16 protein-coding genes are annotated in these 16,213 nt (G+C 71.9%); 5 read left to right on the forward strand and 11 right to left on the reverse strand.

Annotation, left to right across the window (positions count from 1 at the left end; genetic code table 11):
* Positions 1–62 precede the first annotated feature (62 nt).
* Complete coding sequence (locus G3N18_RS05240; RefSeq protein ID WP_196383247.1) at positions 63–1,370, forward strand: DUF4032 domain-containing protein; 1,308 nt, start codon at positions 63–65, stop codon at positions 1,368–1,370.
* Positions 1,371–1,425: 55 nt separating this feature from the next.
* Here G3N18_RS05240 and G3N18_RS05245 read toward each other — a convergent pair whose 3' ends face one another.
* The 3 genes from G3N18_RS05245 to cysS form a co-directional block, all read right to left on the reverse strand.
* On the reverse strand, positions 1,426–2,064 hold the full coding sequence (locus G3N18_RS05245) for an NAD(P)-dependent oxidoreductase (protein ID WP_196383248.1): 639 nt from the start codon (positions 2,062–2,064) through the stop codon (positions 1,426–1,428).
* A gap of 76 nt (positions 2,065–2,140) precedes the next feature.
* The gene (gene rlmB, locus G3N18_RS05250; RefSeq protein ID WP_196383249.1) at positions 2,141–3,133 is read right to left on the reverse strand and encodes a 23S rRNA (guanosine(2251)-2'-O)-methyltransferase RlmB; all 993 of its coding nucleotides are present in this window, start codon (positions 3,131–3,133) and stop codon (positions 2,141–2,143) included.
* Positions 3,126–4,538: a cysteine--tRNA ligase gene (gene cysS, locus G3N18_RS05255; protein WP_196383250.1), complete on the reverse strand. Its 1,413-nt coding sequence runs from the start codon at positions 4,536–4,538 to the stop codon at positions 3,126–3,128. The genes rlmB and cysS overlap by 8 nt, the downstream gene beginning before the upstream one ends.
* 115 nt (positions 4,539–4,653) lie before the next feature.
* Here cysS and G3N18_RS16445 point away from each other — a divergent pair, with 115 nt between their 5' ends.
* Entirely contained in the window at positions 4,654–5,607 is a 954-nt protein-coding gene (locus G3N18_RS16445) for an EamA family transporter (RefSeq protein WP_196383251.1), read from the forward strand.
* A 144-nt stretch (positions 5,608–5,751) separates the two neighbouring features.
* Here the strand turns inward: G3N18_RS16445 and ispD are convergent, their stop codons facing one another.
* The 3 genes from ispD to G3N18_RS05275 are packed head-to-tail and all read right to left on the reverse strand — an operon-like array spanning position 5,752 to position 8,783.
* Complete coding sequence (gene ispD / locus G3N18_RS05265) at positions 5,752–6,969, reverse strand: 2-C-methyl-D-erythritol 4-phosphate cytidylyltransferase (RefSeq protein ID WP_196383252.1); 1,218 nt, start codon at positions 6,967–6,969, stop codon at positions 5,752–5,754.
* Complete coding sequence (locus G3N18_RS05270) at positions 6,966–8,258, reverse strand: acyltransferase family protein (protein ID WP_196383253.1); 1,293 nt, start codon at positions 8,256–8,258, stop codon at positions 6,966–6,968. The genes ispD and G3N18_RS05270 overlap by 4 nt, the downstream gene beginning before the upstream one ends.
* Positions 8,259–8,300: 42 nt before the next feature.
* Positions 8,301–8,783, reverse strand: a complete 483-nt coding sequence (locus G3N18_RS05275) for a CarD family transcriptional regulator (protein ID WP_196383254.1) — start codon at positions 8,781–8,783, stop codon at positions 8,301–8,303.
* A 161-nt stretch (positions 8,784–8,944) separates the two neighbouring features.
* On the opposite strand from G3N18_RS05275, the gene G3N18_RS05280 reads away from it, so the two are divergent.
* Positions 8,945–9,412, forward strand: a complete 468-nt coding sequence (locus tag G3N18_RS05280) for a DNA modification methylase (protein WP_196383255.1) — start codon at positions 8,945–8,947, stop codon at positions 9,410–9,412.
* 41 nt (positions 9,413–9,453) lie between these two features.
* Here G3N18_RS05280 and G3N18_RS05285 read toward each other — a convergent pair whose 3' ends face one another.
* Positions 9,454–10,137, reverse strand: a complete 684-nt coding sequence (locus G3N18_RS05285; protein ID WP_196383256.1) for a response regulator transcription factor — start codon at positions 10,135–10,137, stop codon at positions 9,454–9,456.
* Positions 10,134–11,354: a sensor histidine kinase gene (locus tag G3N18_RS05290; protein ID WP_196383257.1), complete on the reverse strand. Its 1,221-nt coding sequence runs from the start codon at positions 11,352–11,354 to the stop codon at positions 10,134–10,136. The genes G3N18_RS05285 and G3N18_RS05290 overlap by 4 nt, the downstream gene beginning before the upstream one ends.
* Positions 11,355–11,555: 201 nt before the next feature.
* Here G3N18_RS05290 and phoU point away from each other — a divergent pair, with 201 nt between their 5' ends.
* Positions 11,556–12,251, forward strand: coding sequence for a phosphate signaling complex protein PhoU (phoU, locus tag G3N18_RS05295; protein ID WP_196383258.1), 696 nt, complete (start codon positions 11,556–11,558; stop codon positions 12,249–12,251).
* A 55-nt stretch (positions 12,252–12,306) separates the two neighbouring features.
* Here the strand turns inward: phoU and G3N18_RS05300 are convergent, their stop codons facing one another.
* Positions 12,307–13,056: a phosphoglyceromutase gene (locus G3N18_RS05300; protein WP_196383259.1), complete on the reverse strand. Its 750-nt coding sequence runs from the start codon at positions 13,054–13,056 to the stop codon at positions 12,307–12,309.
* Positions 13,057–13,097: 41 nt separating this feature from the next.
* On the opposite strand from G3N18_RS05300, the gene G3N18_RS05305 reads away from it, so the two are divergent.
* Positions 13,098–13,964 carry a class I SAM-dependent methyltransferase gene (locus G3N18_RS05305; RefSeq protein ID WP_196383260.1) on the forward strand — a complete coding sequence of 289 codons (867 nt, stop codon included), beginning with the start codon at positions 13,098–13,100 and terminating at the stop codon, positions 13,962–13,964.
* A 20-nt stretch (positions 13,965–13,984) separates the two neighbouring features.
* Here the strand turns inward: G3N18_RS05305 and G3N18_RS05310 are convergent, their stop codons facing one another.
* Both G3N18_RS05310 and ygfZ read right to left on the reverse strand, forming a co-directional pair.
* Positions 13,985–15,094: an FUSC family protein gene (locus G3N18_RS05310; protein ID WP_196383261.1), complete on the reverse strand. Its 1,110-nt coding sequence runs from the start codon at positions 15,092–15,094 to the stop codon at positions 13,985–13,987.
* Between the two features lie 11 nt (positions 15,095–15,105).
* Positions 15,106–16,213, reverse strand: a 1,108-nt coding sequence (gene ygfZ, locus G3N18_RS05315; RefSeq protein ID WP_196383262.1) for a CAF17-like 4Fe-4S cluster assembly/insertion protein YgfZ, incomplete at its 5' end; no start/stop codon positions are given.

Raw genomic sequence — 16,213 nt, forward strand, 5'->3', positions numbered from 1 at the left:
GCGGCTCACACGAGCCCCCGCGCCGCGTCGCATCCCGACACACGCACGAAAGTCGGACGAACGTGGTCGAACCTCTCAGCATCACCGCCAGCAGCATCGACGCCGGATTGCTGGCCCTGCCCTGGTCGACGCCGCTCGACGAGTGGAAGAGCGACCACATCGTGTCGCTGCCCAAGGGCCTCTCGCGACACCTGGTGCGTTTCGCCAACCTGTCGGGCCGTGTCGTCGCGGTCAAAGAGACGACCGGCGAGATGGCCCGCCGCGAGTACGAGATGCTCGGCATGCTCGCCCGCCTCGACGTCCCCTGCGTCAGCCGGGTCGCCGTCATCGACGGCCGTCGTACGCCGAAGGGCGAGCCCCTCCCGGCTGCCCTCGTCACGGCGCACCTGAAGTTCTCGCTCCCCTACCGGGCCCTGTTCACGCAGACGCTCCGGCCCGACACCGCCGGCCGACTCGTCGACGCCCTCGCCGCCCTCCTCGTGCGCCTGCACACCGTCGGCTTCTTCTGGGGCGACGTGTCGCTGTCGAACACGCTGTTCCGTCGCGACGCGGGGGCGTTCGCCGCCTACCTCGTCGACGCCGAGACCGGCGAGCTGCACGAGGGCGGCCTCACCGTCGGCCAGCGCGAGCACGACCTCGACGTCGCCCGCACGAACATCGCCGGCGAGATCATGGACCTCGAGGCCGGCGGGCGGCTCGAAGGCGGGGTCGATGCCGTGGCCATCGCCGACGGCATCGTCTCGTCGTACCGCTCGCTGTGGGCGGCGCTCACCGACCAGGAGACCTTCGCCGCGGGCGAGGCCTGGCACATCACCGAACGCGTGCAGCGCCTCAACGACCTGGGGTTCGACATCGACGAGATGTCGATCGAGCAGACCGCCGACGGCACGCGCGTGTCGATCCAGCCGAAGGTCGTGGATGCCGGGCACCACCAGCGACGGCTGCTGCGGCTGACCGGTCTCGATGTCGAGGAGAATCAGGCCCGGCGCCTGCTCAACGACATGGACGAGTTCCGCGCCCGGGTCTCGCGCCTCGGCTCGGACGAGGAGATGGTCGCGCACGAGTGGCTCACCCGCGTGTTCGAGCCCGTGATCAAGGCGATCCCGTGGGATCTGCGCAGCAAGCTCGAGCCCGCCGAGGTGTTCCACCAGGTGCTCGAGCACCGGTGGTACATGTCGCAGGCCCGGGGCCGCTCGGTGCCGATCGCCGAGGTGCTCTCGTCGTACATCGACACGGTGCTGCGGCACCGGCGCGACGAGGCGACGCTGATGGGCCCGCCCACCGAGACGATGTCGATCCCGGTCGTCACCGCGCCCGTCGACACCCTCGACGATGACGACGAGGACATCGACTGGCGAGACCTGGTCTGACAGAGCGGGTCGGCGCCGCGACGGCGCCGACCCGCTCGAGAGTCAGTAGTGGGCGTCAGTAACCGACGGTGAAGCGCTCGCGGGAGTGCTTCGGGTTCTCGATCTCGTCGACCACGGCCGCCGCGAAATCTTCGCCCGAGATGAACGACTCACCGTTCTCGTCGACGACGAGCACATCGCCGCCGTCGCGGTAGGTGCCGCGGCGCTCACCGGGGTTGAACCCCCCGAAGCCGCCGGCGGGGTGGATGAAGAACCAGTCGCGCGACGACTGCTCGGCCTGCAGGTCGTCGAGCACGCCGACCATCTCGAGGGCCTCTGCCTTGAACGCCTCGGGAAAGTCGGTGTCGACCAGGCGCGGTCCACCGGGGGCGACCAGGCTGCCGCCGGCACCGCCGACGACACCGAGACGCACGTCATCGGGGAGCGTCGAGGCGAGGGCCTCGACGTTGGGGCGCACGAGGCCCTCCATCTCGCCGCGCGGCGAGACCGCGATGACCACGGCATCCACACCCTGCAGCTCGGTGAGCAGGCTCGGCACGTCGAGGAGCGTTCCCTCGACGTAGGTCACGCCCGCCACACGGTCGCCGGCGACCTTGCGCGAGACGGAGAGCACGGTGTGACCGCGGCCGGCGGCCTCGGCGACGATGTGGCGGCCGGCGTAGCCGGTGCCACCGATGACGGCGATGGTTGACATGGGAGTCCTTTCCTCGGTTTCCACCTGGGTTCCCCAGTGACAAGGCGTCATCGCGGGAGCCTATTCCCGCGGCGGGTCACTCGCTCGCAGCGCGAATGGATGCCACCTGGTAGAGCGCGACCGATGCCGCGATGCCGGCGTTCAGCGACTCGGTCGCCGACGAGATCGGGATCGACACGACTTGGTCGCACGTCTCGGTGACAAGGCGCGACAGCCCCTTGCCCTCCGAGCCCACGACGATCACGACGGGCCGGTCGGCCAGCTCGAGCGCGGGCAGCGACACGTCTCCCCCGCCGTCGAGACCGAGCACGAACACGCCCTGCTTCTTGAACTCTTTCAGCGTCGTGGTGAGGTTCGGCGCCATCGCCACGGGAATGCGCGCCGCGGCGCCCGCGCTCGTCTTCCACGCGGCCGAGTTGACGCCGGCCGAACGCCGCTGCGGAATGATCAGGCCCTGGCCGCCGAACGCGGCGGTCGAGCGGATGATCGCACCGAGGTTGCGCGGGTCGGTGATGCCGTCGAGGGCGACCAGCAGCGGCGTCTGGCCACGGTCGACGATCTGCTCGAGCAGGTCTTGCGGGTGCGCGTACTCGTACGGCGGCACCTTCAGCGCGACGCCCTGGTGCACCCCGTCGAAGCCGGCCATGCGGTCGAGCTCGGGACGGGTGACTTCCATCACCGGAATGCCGCGCTGCGTCGCGATCGACAGCATCTCTTTCACCCGGTCGTCCATCTCGACGCGCTGGGCGATGTAGAACGCCGTCGCGGGGATCTTGGCCCGCAGCGCCTCGAGCACGGAGTTGCGGCCCGTCACGTTCTCGGTGTCGTCGCCGGCTTTCGCCTTCGGCGCACGCTGCGACGCCGGGCGCTGACCGGGCTTTCCCTTGCCGCCGGCGGCGGCGTAACGCTCGGCGGCGGCCTTGCGCTTGCCGGCCGGGTGCCAGGCCCGGTCTTCAGCCTTCGGGGTCGGCCCGCGCCCCTCGAGCGCCCGGCGGCCGTTGCCGCCCGTGCCCTTCGTGGGGCCCTTCTTCTTGCCCTTGCCCGCTGAGGGGTTGCCCGGCTTAGCCACGGTTCACGCTCCAATGGGTCCCGTCGGGACCGTCTTCGAGGACGATGCCGGCATCTGCGATCGCGTCGCGGATGCGGTCGGCGGCCGCCCAGTCTTTGCCCGCGCGCGCGTCGGCGCGCTGGGCGATCAGTTCTTGCACGAGCACATCGAGAGCCCGGGACTGCGCCCCGTCGGCATCTGTCAGCCACTGCGGGTCTGTGGGATTGAGCCCGAGGATGCCTGTCATGCGGCCGACCTCGACGAGGGCGCGCGCCGCGGCGTCGCGGTCGCCCTGATCGAGCGCCGCGTTGCCCGCGCGCACCGTCTCGTGCACGACGGCGAGCGCCTGCGGCACCCCGAGATCGTCGTCGAGAGCGTCGGCGAACGCCTGCGGCAGATCGGCGGCCACGAGCGGCAGCGCCGTGCCGAGCGCGCGCGCCGCGCGCTGCTGGAAGGCGCGGATGCGCCCGAGGGCGGCGTCGGCCTCAGCGAAGGTCGAGGGTGCGATCTCGAGCGACGAGCGGTAGTGCGCGGCGGCGAGGGCGTAGCGCACCACGAGCGGGTCGGTGTCTCGCAACACATCTTCGGCGAGCAAGAAGTTGCCGAGTGACTTCGACATCTTCTGGTCGCCGACGGTCACGAGGCCGTTGTGCAGCCAGTACCGCGCGAACGGATCGCCCGCCGCCGTCGACTGGGCGAGCTCGTTCTCGTGGTGCGGAAAGCGCAGGTCGATGCCGCCGCCGTGGATGTCGAACTGCGGCCCGAGGTAGCGCCGGCTCATCGCCGAGCACTCGATGTGCCAGCCGGGTCGCCCCGGGCCCCAGGGCGAGTGCCACGTGGCATCCGCTGGCTCACCCGCCTTCGCCGCCTTCCACAGTGCGAAATCGTGCGGGTCGCGCTTGGCGCTCGCGGCCGTGTCTGCGGTGGCCTCGCCCGGCTCCATCGCGTCGATGCTCTGGTGGGTCAGTGACCCGTACGACGGCCACGAGCGCACGTCGAAGTACACGTCGCCGCCCGCCGCGTAGGCGTGGCCCCGCTCGATGAGGGTCTCGATGAGCTCCTGCATCTGCGGGATCGACGCCGTCGCGCGCGGCTCGTACGTCGGGGGGAGGATGCCGATCGCCGCATACGCCGCCGTGAACTCGCGCTCCATGCGGTACGCGAGCGCCCACCACGGCTCGGTCGGCGTCGCATTGGCGAGCACCTTGTCGTCGATGTCGGTCACGTTGCGCACGAACGTGACCCGCCCGTAGCGGCGCACCAGCCAGCGCCGCATCAGGTCGAACGCGAGCGCCGCACGAAGGTGGTGGATGCCGGGCCCCGACTGCACCGTCGGGCCGCACACGTACATGGTGACGTTCGACGGGTCGAGCGGCGCGAACTCGCGCAGGGCTTGCGCCTGAGTGTCATAGAACCGGACCGTCACCCGACCAGCCTACCGGCGGGGGCCCGCGACGACGGGTGCTGTGACGACTGGGGGCGCGCGCTGGCGCGCCCGCGCCGACGTGCGCGAACGACACCCATGCGGTACAAGGGTGAGTGTGCTCTCTGTGATCGCCATTCTCGCCGCCGCCGTGCTGTTCGGCACGACCGGCACGGCGCAGGCGCTCGGACCGCACGAGACCACCCCGCTCGCGGTCGGGGTCATGCGCATGGTCGTCGGGGGCACCGGCCTCGCCGTGGTCGCCTTCACCCTCGCCCGGCAGCATCGCCGGCGCTCCCCCATTCCCGGGCGCGGGCGCCCCGGCATCCGTCCCCTGCTGCTGATGAGTCTCACGGGCGTGTGCCTCGCGGTCTATCAGTCGCTGTTCTTTCTCGGCACGGCCCGCAACGGCGTCGCGGTGAGCACCGTGATCGCGCTCGGCTCGGCGCCCGTGCTGGCGGGCCTGCTGGAGTGGGCGCTCACGAGGCGGGTTCCCTCGCGTGCCTGGATCGTCGCGACGGCGCTCGCGACCGTGGGTGTGGTGCTGCTCGGGTTGGGTGGTGCGAGCGGCGCAGGGGGCACCGACCCGGTCGGCGTCGCGGGCGCGATCGGCGCCGGGGCATCCTTCGCTGTCATCGCCAACGTGCAGCGACGGCTGCTCGACGACGGGTGGGACGCCTTCACCGTCGTCGGGGGCATGGGCGCGAGCGCCGCGATCGTGAGCGCTCTCGCCCTGTCGTTCGTCGACGTGTCGTGGGTGGCGCAGCCGCGCGGGCTGGGCCTCGTGCTGTGGCTCGGGCTCGCGACGATCTCGGTCGCCTACGTGCTGTTCACGTGGGGCCTCCAGGGCGTTTCGGCGGCGACAGCGGCCACCCTCACCCTCGCCGAACCCCTGACCGCGGCCCTCCTCGGCCTCACCGTGCTCGGCGAGCACCTGTCGCCGCTCGCCGTGGCGGGTCTCGTCGTGCTCGCGGCGGGCCTCGCGCTGCTCGCCTGGGGTTCGCGCGCGTCGCGCGCCGCGCGCGCCGCCGATCTGCCGAGCGACCCGGCCCCCTACGCCGTCGAGGGCTGAGTGCTCCCCGGCATCCGCGCTCGCGACGCCGCCGGCCCGAACTGCAAGGGTTCCTGCCCGACACGCCGCATCACGGGACCGAATCCCCGCGTGTCGCCCACAATCCCTTGCAGTTGCGCGCCCGCCGGCTGAATGACGCTGCGATCAGCGCGGCACGACGAGGGCGACCGCGAAGGCGGCGACCCCTTCGCCTGTGCCGGTGAACCCGAGGCCGTCGGTCGTGGTCGCCGAGAGAGCGACGGGGGCGCCGAGCGCTGCGGTGAGCACCGCCTCGGCTTCGCCGCGCCGTGCCGACAGCCGCGGCCGGCGGGCCTGAACCTGCACCGACACGTTGCCGATGGTGAAGCCGGCCGCCTCGACGAGCTGCCTCGTGCGGGCGAGGAACGCGGCCGCGTGCGCGCCGGCGTACTCGGGCTGGTCGGTGCCGAAGTGCGTGCCGATGTCGCCGAGCCCCGCGGCGGCGAGCACGGCGTCGACGATCGCGTGCGCTACCGCATCCCCGTCGGAGTGCCCGTGCAGGGCCTGTTCCCCCGGCCACTCGAGCCCGGCGAGCCACAGCGCGCCCTCTCCGCCGACCGCGTGCACGTCGGTGCCGATCCCCACCCGCGGAATCGCCACGGTGGCCGGGGCCGGGCGCGAGGCATCCCCGTCGCCCGTCGCCTCAGCGCCAAGCAGCGCGCGCGCACGGTCGAGGTCACCGGGGGTCGTGATCTTGAAGGCGCGCTCGTCGCCCGCGACGGTCCAGACGTCGCCGCCCGCAGCCTGCACAAGCGCAGCGTCGTCGGTGTGGTCGACGGATGCCTCGGCATACGCCTCGTCGAGCACCACCCGGCGGAAGCCCTGCGGCGTCTGCGCGGCGGCGAGGGCCGAGCGGTCGACCGCCTCGACCACGGCACCCGCGTCGACGCGTTTGATCGTGTCGATCACCGGCAGCACGGGGAGCACGGCGTCGTGGCCGGCGCGGAGCGCCCCGACCACCCGCTCGAAGACCTCGGGCGGAGTGAGGGCGCGGGCCGCGTCGTGCACGAGCACGAGGTCGACGTCGGCCCACACGGCGTGAAGGCCCGCGGCGACCGACTGCTGGCGTGTGTCACCGCCGGCCACGACGCTCACGAGGTCGTGGCGCTCGCCCGCCGCCGCCCGCGCGTCGGTGAGGGCATCGCCGACCCGCTCCGCCGGCGCGACGACGACGACCTGCGCGAGGGGACCCGCGAACACGCCGTCGACGGCGTGGCGGAGGATCGTGCGATCGTCGAGCCCGACGAACGCCTTCGGCGCCGCACCGCGCAAGCGCGTGCCCGATCCGGCCGCCACCACGATGATCGCGAGGCGGGGCACGGGCAGGAGCGGATCGGTCGTCATGCCTGCGACCCTACCGACTGAGCGACGCGCTGCCGCGCGAACAGGCGGTGCCGCAGCAACAGCACGGCGATGCCGAGCAGCACCGCACCGAGCAGTGCGCTGGCGGGGCTCAAGAACCACTGCATGACGACGAACGGCGGCACGAACGCGCACAGCCACGCGACGGCGACGACCGCGCGCGACGGGGCGGGCCCGAGCACGCCGAGCGCCTCCCACCGCGCCACGAGCAACGACAGCGCGAGCACGCCGCCGAGCACCACGACGAACATCAGCGGACGCGTCCACCACCACGCGGGCGATGCGGGCTCGGGCGCGGCACCCGGGACGAGCAGGGTGATCCCCGAGATGACGAGGATCACCGGCAGGTGCCACAGGTACACCGTCATGAGCCGCGTACCCAGCACGAACGAGAAGCCACGCACCCACCGCACCCGCATGAGGCGTTCGAGCGCGGGGCGCAACAGACACAGGATGCACGCCTGCGCCAGCCCCAGCAGCACGAGCGGGAGCGTCGGCGGGTTGAGGTTGTCGAGCATCGACGTCGAGTAGGGGCCCCAAGCCGTCAGCGGCCACAGCATCGCGTAGCAGGCCACCGCGATCACGACGAGCGTCAGCGGGCTGCGGCGCGCGAACCAACCGTCGCGGTACCAGAACCCCAGTTGCTGCGCGAGCGGCCAGACCAACAGCAGGTTGAGGAGTCCCACCTCGGCGATCCCTGTCGAGAACCGCACGACGTCGACGAGCACGACACCGGCGAAAAGCGCGATCACCGTGGCGCGGGGCGCGCGTGTGTGCAGCGTGAACAGCGGCGGCACGAGCGCCTGACAGAGCAGGTACGCGGCCAGGAACCACAGCGGCGACCCGGCGCCGACCGCTGCCGCCGAGACGACGTCGGAGGGAGCGCCGACGAGCACCGCCGCGCCGAGCACGACCGCGAAGAAGACGAACAGCGGCCACGCCGGTTGCGCGAGCCGCAGCGTGCGGGTGCGCACGAACCCCGTGGCATCCCCGCCGCGACCTCGCCACGACTCCCACCCCGCCGCCGAGGCGAATCCACCCACGACGAAGAAGAGCGGCATCACCTGACCCGCCCACGTGGCCGCGTCGAACCACGGCTGCGCTTCGGCCGGGCGCGAGGTCACGAGCGAGCCATCGGGCGCACGCCCGATGCCCACCTGCAGCAGGTGGATGACGATCACGAGGACGACGCAGGCGATCCGCGCGAGATCGAGGGTGAGGTCACGGCCCGACAGATCGGGCGACGACGTCGTCGCGGCAGCCGCACTCATGAGTGCCATCTTGGCGCACCCGCGACACGGATGCCGGGAGCGTCAGCTCGCGAGCACCTCGTCGAGCACGCCGCCGGCGTGCTCTTCGTCGGCCTTGAGCGCGAGCGCGATCTCGGAGACGAGGATCTGGCGCGCCTTGGCGAGCATCCGCTTCTCTCCGGCCGACAGGCCGCGGTCCTGGTCGCGACGCCACAGGTCGCGCACGACCTCGGACACCTTGATCACGTCACCCGAGGCGAGCTTCTCGAGGTTCGCCTTGTATCGGCGCGACCAGTTCGTGGGCTCTTCGGTGAACGCGGCGCGCAGCACGTCGAAGACGCGCTCGAGCCCGTCTTTGCCGATCACGTCGCGAACGCCGACCAGGTCGACGTTGTCCGCCGGAACCTCGATGATGAGGTCTCCCTGCGTGACATTCAGCTTCAGGTACTTCTTGGTCTCGCCCTTGATGATCCGGTCTTTGACCTCGATGATCGTCGCGGCGCCGTGGTGCGGATAGACGACCGTCTCGCCAACCTCAAAAAGCATGCAGTTATGTCCTTTCGGCAACCTCAAGGATACCACAGCCGACATACGCTAAGGTTCGCCGGCTGGCCGCTGCGACGCACCCGCGGCACTCACGCGCGCACCCTAGAATGGTGAGGCACCGCCCCCGCGGCGGGTGCCCCGCACCGTCACCTGGAGGACCCGTGAACACGCGCCGCCTCGCGCCCGTCGCCCTCGCCGCCGCCGTCCTGCTGGGCGTGACCGGTTGCGCCATGATCTCGCCCCAGGCGACGACCATCCCCTACTCCCCCGCCGACGGGGTGAACGTTCCTGCGTCGGGCCCCCTGAAGGTGCGGAACGCCCTGTTCGTCGCCGACAAGGCGGGCGAGAACGCGAACTTCCTCGCCGCGATCGTCAACGACACCGACAAGGCGCAGACCCTGCTGGTCGGTGTCGACGGCGCCAACAAGAGCGTGCGCGTTCCGGCCCGTTCGACGGTGAGCCTCGGCTTCGACGACGCCGAGCCCCTGCTGTTCGAGGGTCTCGACACTCCCGCCGGCGCCGACGTCGACGTGACCTTCCAGTCGGGCGACGGCGAGGGCGTGCTCCAGTCGGTGCCCGTGCTCGACGGCACCCTGCACTACCTCGCCGACTTCGTCCCGAAGAGCTGACCGCGACCGGCAGGCGGCGCGGCCGGTAACTGACGCGGGCCTCAGGCCTCGAAGCGGTATCCCAGCCCGCGCACGGTGAGCAGCATGACCGGCTCCGACGGGTTCTTCTCGATGCGCGAGCGGATCCGCTTGATGTGCACGTCGAGCGTCTTCGTGTCGCCGAAGTAGTCACTGCCCCACACCCGGTCGATCAGCTGGCCGCGTGTGAGCACCCGCCCGGCGTTGCGCATGAGCACCTCGAGCAGTTCGAATTCCTTGAGCGGCATGGGAATGACCTCGCCGTCGACGGCGACGGTGTGCCGGTCGATGTCGATCACGACGCGCCCACCGTCGACGACGCGCTCGTCGACGTCGACCTCTTGCGCGGCCGTGCGACGCAGCACCGCCCGCATGCGCGCGAGCAGCTCGCGCGACGAATAGGGCTTCGTCACGTAGTCGTCGGCGCCGAGCTCGAGACCCACGACGATGTCGACCTCGGAGTCTTTCGCCGTCAGCATGATGATCGGGGTCTTGGCGGTCGTGCGGATGACTCGGCACACCTCGGTGCCGGGCATGCCGGGGAGCATCAGGTCGAGCAGCACGATGTCGGCGCCGCGCGTGGCGAACGCGTCGAGGGCGGCGGGACCGTCTTCGGCGATCTCGACGTCGAAACCCTCACGCTGCAGCAGGTACGCCAGCGGATCCGCCAGGTCGGGCTCGTCTTCGACGATCAGGACGCGGGTCATGACAGGTCTCCTTTCGTCCGCACGCCATCGCGGACCGCCTTCTTCTTGCTTTTCTGCTTCTTCGGCTTGGTGCGCCGGGTTCCCTTGATCGGGGTGTTCTCGGGCGGTTCGATCGCGCTGAGCCGCACCGTGAACGTCGAGCCTCTGCCGGGCCGCGACCAGAGCTCGACCTCGCCGCCGTGGCGCTGCACGGCGTGCTTCACGATCGAGAGGCCGAGTCCCGTGCCGCCGGTGCGGCGGGAGCGCGCCTGGTCGGCACGGTAGAACCGCTCGAACACGCGCTGCTGTTCGCTCTCGGGAATGCCGATGCCGCGATCGGTGACGGCGATCTCGACGACGCTCTCGTCGGCCTTCACCCCCACCCCCACCTGCGCGCCCGGCGGCGAGTAGGCGACGGCGTTGGCCATGAGGTTGCCGATCGCCTCGGTGAGCACCTGCACGTCGCCGCGCACGTACGCGCCGCGTACGCCGCCGCGGACGATAGAGATGCCGGCGGCCCCCGCGGCGATCGACTGCGACTCGATGGCGGCAGCGACGACCTCGTCGACCGAGACGTCGCGCAGTTCGGTGAGGTCGTCGGCGGACTGCAGGCGCGACAGGTTCATGATGCGCGAGGTGAGCTGACCCAGACGGGATGCCTCGGCGCTCAGCCGCGCCGCGAAGCGGCGCACCTGCTCCGGGTCTTCGGCGGCCGAGTCGATGGCTTCGGCGAGGAGGGTGATCGCCCCCACCGGCGTCTTCAGCTCGTGGCTCGTGTTCGACACGAAGTCGCGCCGCATCTCTTCGACGCGCTCGTGCTCGGTGATGTCGCGGATGACGATGAGGGCCAGGCGCGGCGTGATGATGCTCGCGCGTGCGGTGACCAGGCGCAACTCAACCCCGCGCCGCAGGCGCAGGGTCGCGCTTTCGGGGCGGTCCGCCCGGCGCGCCGTGCGCACGAGGGTGCGCAGTTCGTCGCCGGGGAGCGTCGACCCCTCGTGCATGCCGAACAGTTCCGCCGGCGCCGAGGCGGCGGCGATCAGCAGCGACGCGTCGATGACGACGGCGACCTCGTCCATGCCCTGCAGCACCGACCGGGTGCCGTCGGGGAGTTCGAGCGACGCCTCGACGCGGGCGCGGTCGCGGGCGCGCAGCGCCAGCAGCACGAGAGCCGCCAGTCCACCGCCCAGAAGCGCCCCGATCGCCAGGGCGACGGTCGCCAGCTGCGTCGAGTCCATGTCTCCAGCGTAGGGTGGGCAGAAGGCGGCGCCTGACGCAGATCAGCCCCGCGCTCGCGCGCCGGAGCACTGTTCACCGCTCCGGCACCGTTCGTTAACCTTCGATGGTTAACTTCGCGGGAGGCTTGGCGCGGCCGGTGACCGCAGGTCACACACACCCCTGGCATCCGTGCCGCCCCGACGTTCGAGGAGAGACCGAAGATGCGCGAAGTTTTCCACCAGTCGCTGGAGGACGTGCAGTCCCGCCTGGTCGAGATCAGCGAGCTCGTGATCGTTGCGATCGACAAGGCGACGCGCGCGTTCAGCACGAGCGATGTGGGCTTGGCCGAAGAGGTGATCGAAGAAGACCAGGTGATCGACGACAAGGCGATCGCCCTCGATGAGTTGGCGATCCAGATCCTCGCCCGCCAGCAGCCGGTCGCGCGTGACCTTCGCATCGTCGTGGCGGCGCTGCGCGTGAGCGCCTCGCTCGAGCGCATGGGCGACATCGCCGAGCACATCGCGCAGCTGACCCGCATGCGCTTCCCGGAGCGCGCGATCCCCAAGGGCCTGAAGAACACCTTCACCCAGATGGGCGAGCTCGACGTCGAGGTGGCGCGCACCCTCACCGAGCTGCTGCGCACCGAAGACCTCTCCCTCGTCGAGACGCTTCGCAACCTCGACGACCAGCTCGACGACCGCCACCTGGCCGTCTTCGAGAAGGTGCTGAGCGACAACTGGCAGGGCGAGGCGGCCGCGACCGTCGACGCGACCCTCGCGAGCCGCTACCTCGAGCGTTTCGCCGACCACGCCGTGTCGGTCGCGAAGAAGGTCGCCTACCTCGCGACCGGCGACTGGACGCCCGACACCGACGCGATCGCCGTCATCGTCGGCGGCGGCGAGCCGCCGCTCGACTGACCATCGAAACGACGAAGAGGGGATGCCGCGTGGCATCCCCTCTTCGTCGTTCAGGTCAGTGCTTGCCCTGGTTCGCGACCGCGGCCGCGCCGGCAGCGGCGGCCTCGGGGTCGAGGTAGCGGGCGGGCTCGATCGGCTCGAAGTTCTCGTCGAGCGTGTAGACGAGGGGAATGCCGGTCGGGATGTTGAGCTCGGCGATGTCGGCGTCGCTGATCTTGTCGAGGTGCTTCACGAGGCCGCGCAGCGAGTTGCCGTGCGCCGCGACGAGCACGGTCTTGCCGCTCGCGAGGTCGGGCTTGATCTCCGCCTCCCAGTACGGCAGCAGGCGGTCGATGACCATCTTCAGCGACTCGGTGCGGGGCACCTCGCCGTCGATGTCGGCATAGCGCGGGTCGTGGATCTGGCTGTACGGGGAGTCGTCGTCCAGCGGCGGCGGCGGCACATCGAACGAGCGGCGCCACAGCATGAACTGCTCGTTGCCGAACTCCTCGAGGGTCTCGGCCTTGTCCTTGCCCTGCAGGGCGCCGTAGTGGCGCTCGTTGAGGCGCCACGAGCGCTTCACCGGGATCCACAGCCGGTCGGCGGTGTCGAGGGCGATGTTCGCCGTCTGGATCGCACGGCTGAGCACAGACGTGTGCAGCACGTCGGGCAGGATGCCCGACTCTTTCAGCAGCTCGCCGCCGCGGGCGGCCTCGCCGCGCCCCTGCTCGGTGAGGCGCACATCGACCCAGCCCGTGAACTGGTTCGTCTTGTTCCACTCGCTCTGCCCGTGGCGGAGGAGGATCAGCGTGTAGGGAGCGGTCATGACCGTCATCCTACCGAGCACAGCGCTGACAAAATCGGGTTATGTCGCCGGAAAAACCGCCCTGCGCACGCGGCGGTGCCGGCGGGGCGGCCGTGGTCGGGCAGATCACCCGCGGCACCACCAACACGAACCGTCTGCGCCGCGTCGACCGGTGGATCGCGCGGCACCCCGTGCTGCGTCGCACAGACGACCCGCTCGTGGTCGATCTGGGCTACGGCGCGAGCGGCGTGACGGCCTTCGAGCTCGAGGCGCGGCTGCGCCGGGCGCGCCCCGACGTCGAGGTCGTGGGCCTCGAGATCGACCCGGCGCGCGTCGCCCGCGCCGAGGCGCAGCTTGTCGAGGTGCGCGCGGGGCGCACCCCGTTCGCGGCCGATGCGCACGTCTCGTTCGCCCGCGGCGGCTTCGAGGTTCCCCTCGCCGCCCAACCGGCGTCGCGGCGGCCGGCGGTCATCCGGGCGTTCAACGTGCTGCGCCAATACGACGAGGGCGATGTCGCCGCGGCGTGGGCGCGCATGGCGGCGCGGCTGCAGCCGGGCGGAATGCTCGTCGAGGGCACGTGCGATGAGCTCGGCCGGGTGTGCACGTGGATCGAGGTGGGGGCGGATGCCGCGCCGCGCTCGCTCACGCTGTCGCTGCGCCTCACGGGGCTCGACTCCCCCACGATCGCCGCCGAACGGCTGCCGAAGGCGCTCATCCACCGGAACGTGCCCGGCGAGCGGGTGCACGCGTTCCTCGAGGCGCTCGATGCCGAGTGGGTGCGCGCCGTGGCATCCGCCCCGTTCGGCGCCGAGCAGCGCTGGCGCACTGCGCTGCAGGCCCTCGCCGACGCCGGCTGGCCCGTGCAGGGCCGCGCCCGGTGGCGCCTCGGCGAGGTGACGGTGCCCTGGGCCACCGTCGCCCCGCGCTGACCGCCTAGCCCGCCGACGCGTCAGACCCGCGGGAGCGCGGCGCGGGCGTCGTCGGCGGGCATGCCGGCCGCCGTCATCAGGTCGACGGCGAGCGGGCGGAACGCGCCGATGAGGTTCTGGTCGACGCTCGACCGGCCCGCGGCGATGACGACCGGGTCGAGCCGCGTCGCGACCGAGCGCACCGCCTCGCGCGCGACCGGCTCGTACGAGATGTCGGTGAGCACGTCGGCGAGCAGCCGACCCGCCGTGGCGAGCTCGGCGAGCAGATCGGCGGCGACCGGGCGCGGCGACCCGTCGTCGCAGAGATACACGACGCGTCGCGCGATGACGCGCAGGTTGCGGGTGGCGAGATCGAGGTGGGTGCGCACCCGTTCCTGGCGCTCGAACTCGCTGCGCTGGCGCCGCACGAACGGTGAGATGCGGGCGATGGCGGCCGCCGACTCGATGCTCTGCCGCCAGGCATCCAACGGCGCTTGCAGCGCCCGGGCCTTCTCGAGTCCGCGCGCGGCGCGACGCGGGTCGCCCCGGCGGAGCGCCTGCACGAGCGTCAGCACCGCGTCGTCGAAGGCCGCGATCACGGCGGCGCCTTCGTGCGCGACCTGACGCAGGGGGCTCCGCGGCACGAGCGCGGTCACCAGGAGCGCTGCGACGCCACCCACGATCCCGTCGACGAGGCGCAGGAACGGCACGCTCGCCGGAATCACCATGACGATCGCCGCCTGGATCGCCGCCGCGATCGCGAACGCGGGCTGGTCGGCGAGAAAACGGGCGACGACGAGACTGACGGCGAGGGTGATCCCCAGCTGCCACCAGCCGATGCCGGCGACCAGCACGATGAGTTCGGCGATGAGGATGCCGATGATCATGCCGATCACGGTTTCGAGCACGCGCCGCGGGCGCGCGTCGCGCACCAGGCCGAGACTCGACACCGTCACGGTCGCCGCGAGCAGCGGGGTCGCATGCCCGAGCGCGTAGTGGGCGAACGCGAACGCCGCCGTCGCGGCGATGACGATCTGGGTGATCGCCCCCGCCGAATCACGCACCCGCTCGAGACCGCGCCGCGGCGAGAGGCGCGCCCGCCAGCCGGTGCGCACCGCGACCGTGGTGGTGTGGGGATCGGATCCGCTCATCGTCGCCTCGCTCAGCGGCGGCGCGAAAGCCGCGGCAGGCGCGGCACGGCGGCGGTGCGCCCGGCCTCGGGCGGCACGATGACCTCTTGCGCGGCCGCGACGGCGCCGTCGCCGGTCGCGACCACGAGTGCCGCATCGACGGGCGTCGTGCGGCGCACGAGCGCCAGCGCGATCGGGCCCTCGTCGTGGTGGCGCGCGACCGACGTCACGACCCCCACGACCTGTGCGCTCGCGGCGTCGTCGCCGTCGCCTGCGACCGGCACCAGCGACACGGCGGCGCCGACGGAGGGCAGCACCGCGTCGCTGCCGTCGAGCTGCAGCAGCACGAGCCTGCGGGGAGGATGCCCCAGGTTGTGCACCTTCGCCACCGTCTCCTGCCCCCGGTAGCAGCCCTTGTCGAGATGGACCGCGGTGCGCAGCCAATCGACCTCGTGCGGCAGGGTGCGCGCGTCGCCCTCCGACCCCGCCTCTCGGTCGGCGCGCGGCCGCCACGCCGCGACGCGCAGGGCGTCAGCGGCGAGGTGCCCCGCGACCGGCTGAGCGCCCGAGGCGGCTGCGGCCGCAAGGGCGTCGTACTCGGCGGTCTCGACGATCGCCTCCGACCAGTCGCGCTCAGCGCCCGGGTGCGGCTCGGTCACGGCGTAACCCCAGCCGCCGCCGGAGACGCCGGGCCACGGGTCGTGCCAGACGGCGGCGGCGCGAAGCGGCGCGATCGCCGCGGCGGTTCCGCCGACGACGCGGTGCGTGTCAGAGGCATCCTGCACCTCGACCCGCAGCCGGAACCTCATGCGGGTGAGCCAGGCCGCGAGACTCGCCGCGCGGGCACGGTCGACGATGAGCCAGGTGCGGTCGCCGTCGTCGACGACGGATGCCGCGTGCTCGATGTGCCCCTGCGGGTCGAGCACGAGCAGCTCGGTGCTCTCGCCGGGGGCGAGCCCCGCGAGGGCCTGCGACGTGATCGAGTCGAGCCAGGTGAGCCGGTCGGGGCCCGAGACCGTGAGGACGGTGCGCGCGGCCAGCGGTGCGAGGGCGCGACCTGCGGCGAGGGCGCGCTGCTCGCCGTTCGGAGACCCGACGTGCGCGAGCCCCTCGTCGTCGACGACGGCGCCCGGCGCCGCC

Origin of the sequence: Microbacterium paulum (genome assembly GCF_015707995.1) — a bacterium.
Classification (GTDB): domain Bacteria; phylum Actinomycetota; class Actinomycetes; order Actinomycetales; family Microbacteriaceae; genus Microbacterium; species Microbacterium paulum.

What these genes read in the sequence shown, in the direction of transcription:
- G3N18_RS05245 (WP_196383248.1), bottom strand. Translation starts at nt 2,064, where the DNA reads ATGTCAACCATCGCCGTCATCGGTGGCACCGGCTACGCCGGCCGCCAC.
- ispD (WP_196383252.1), bottom strand. Translation starts at nt 6,969, where the DNA reads ATGACGACCGATCCGCTCCTGCCCGTGCCCCGCCTCGCGATCATCGTG.
- G3N18_RS05270 (WP_196383253.1), bottom strand. Translation starts at nt 8,258, where the DNA reads ATGAGTGCGGCTGCCGCGACGACGTCGTCGCCCGATCTGTCGGGCCGT.
- G3N18_RS05275 (WP_196383254.1), bottom strand. Translation starts at nt 8,783, where the DNA reads ATGCTTTTTGAGGTTGGCGAGACGGTCGTCTATCCGCACCACGGCGCC.
- G3N18_RS05285 (WP_196383256.1), bottom strand. Translation starts at nt 10,137, where the DNA reads ATGACCCGCGTCCTGATCGTCGAAGACGAGCCCGACCTGGCGGATCCG.
- G3N18_RS05290 (WP_196383257.1), bottom strand. Translation starts at nt 11,354, where the DNA reads ATGGACTCGACGCAGCTGGCGACCGTCGCCCTGGCGATCGGGGCGCTT.
- phoU (WP_196383258.1), top strand. Translation starts at nt 11,556, where the DNA reads ATGCGCGAAGTTTTCCACCAGTCGCTGGAGGACGTGCAGTCCCGCCTG.
- G3N18_RS05300 (WP_196383259.1), bottom strand. Translation starts at nt 13,056, where the DNA reads ATGACCGCTCCCTACACGCTGATCCTCCTCCGCCACGGGCAGAGCGAG.
- G3N18_RS05305 (WP_196383260.1), top strand. Translation starts at nt 13,098, where the DNA reads ATGTCGCCGGAAAAACCGCCCTGCGCACGCGGCGGTGCCGGCGGGGCG.
- G3N18_RS05310 (WP_196383261.1), bottom strand. Translation starts at nt 15,094, where the DNA reads ATGAGCGGATCCGATCCCCACACCACCACGGTCGCGGTGCGCACCGGC.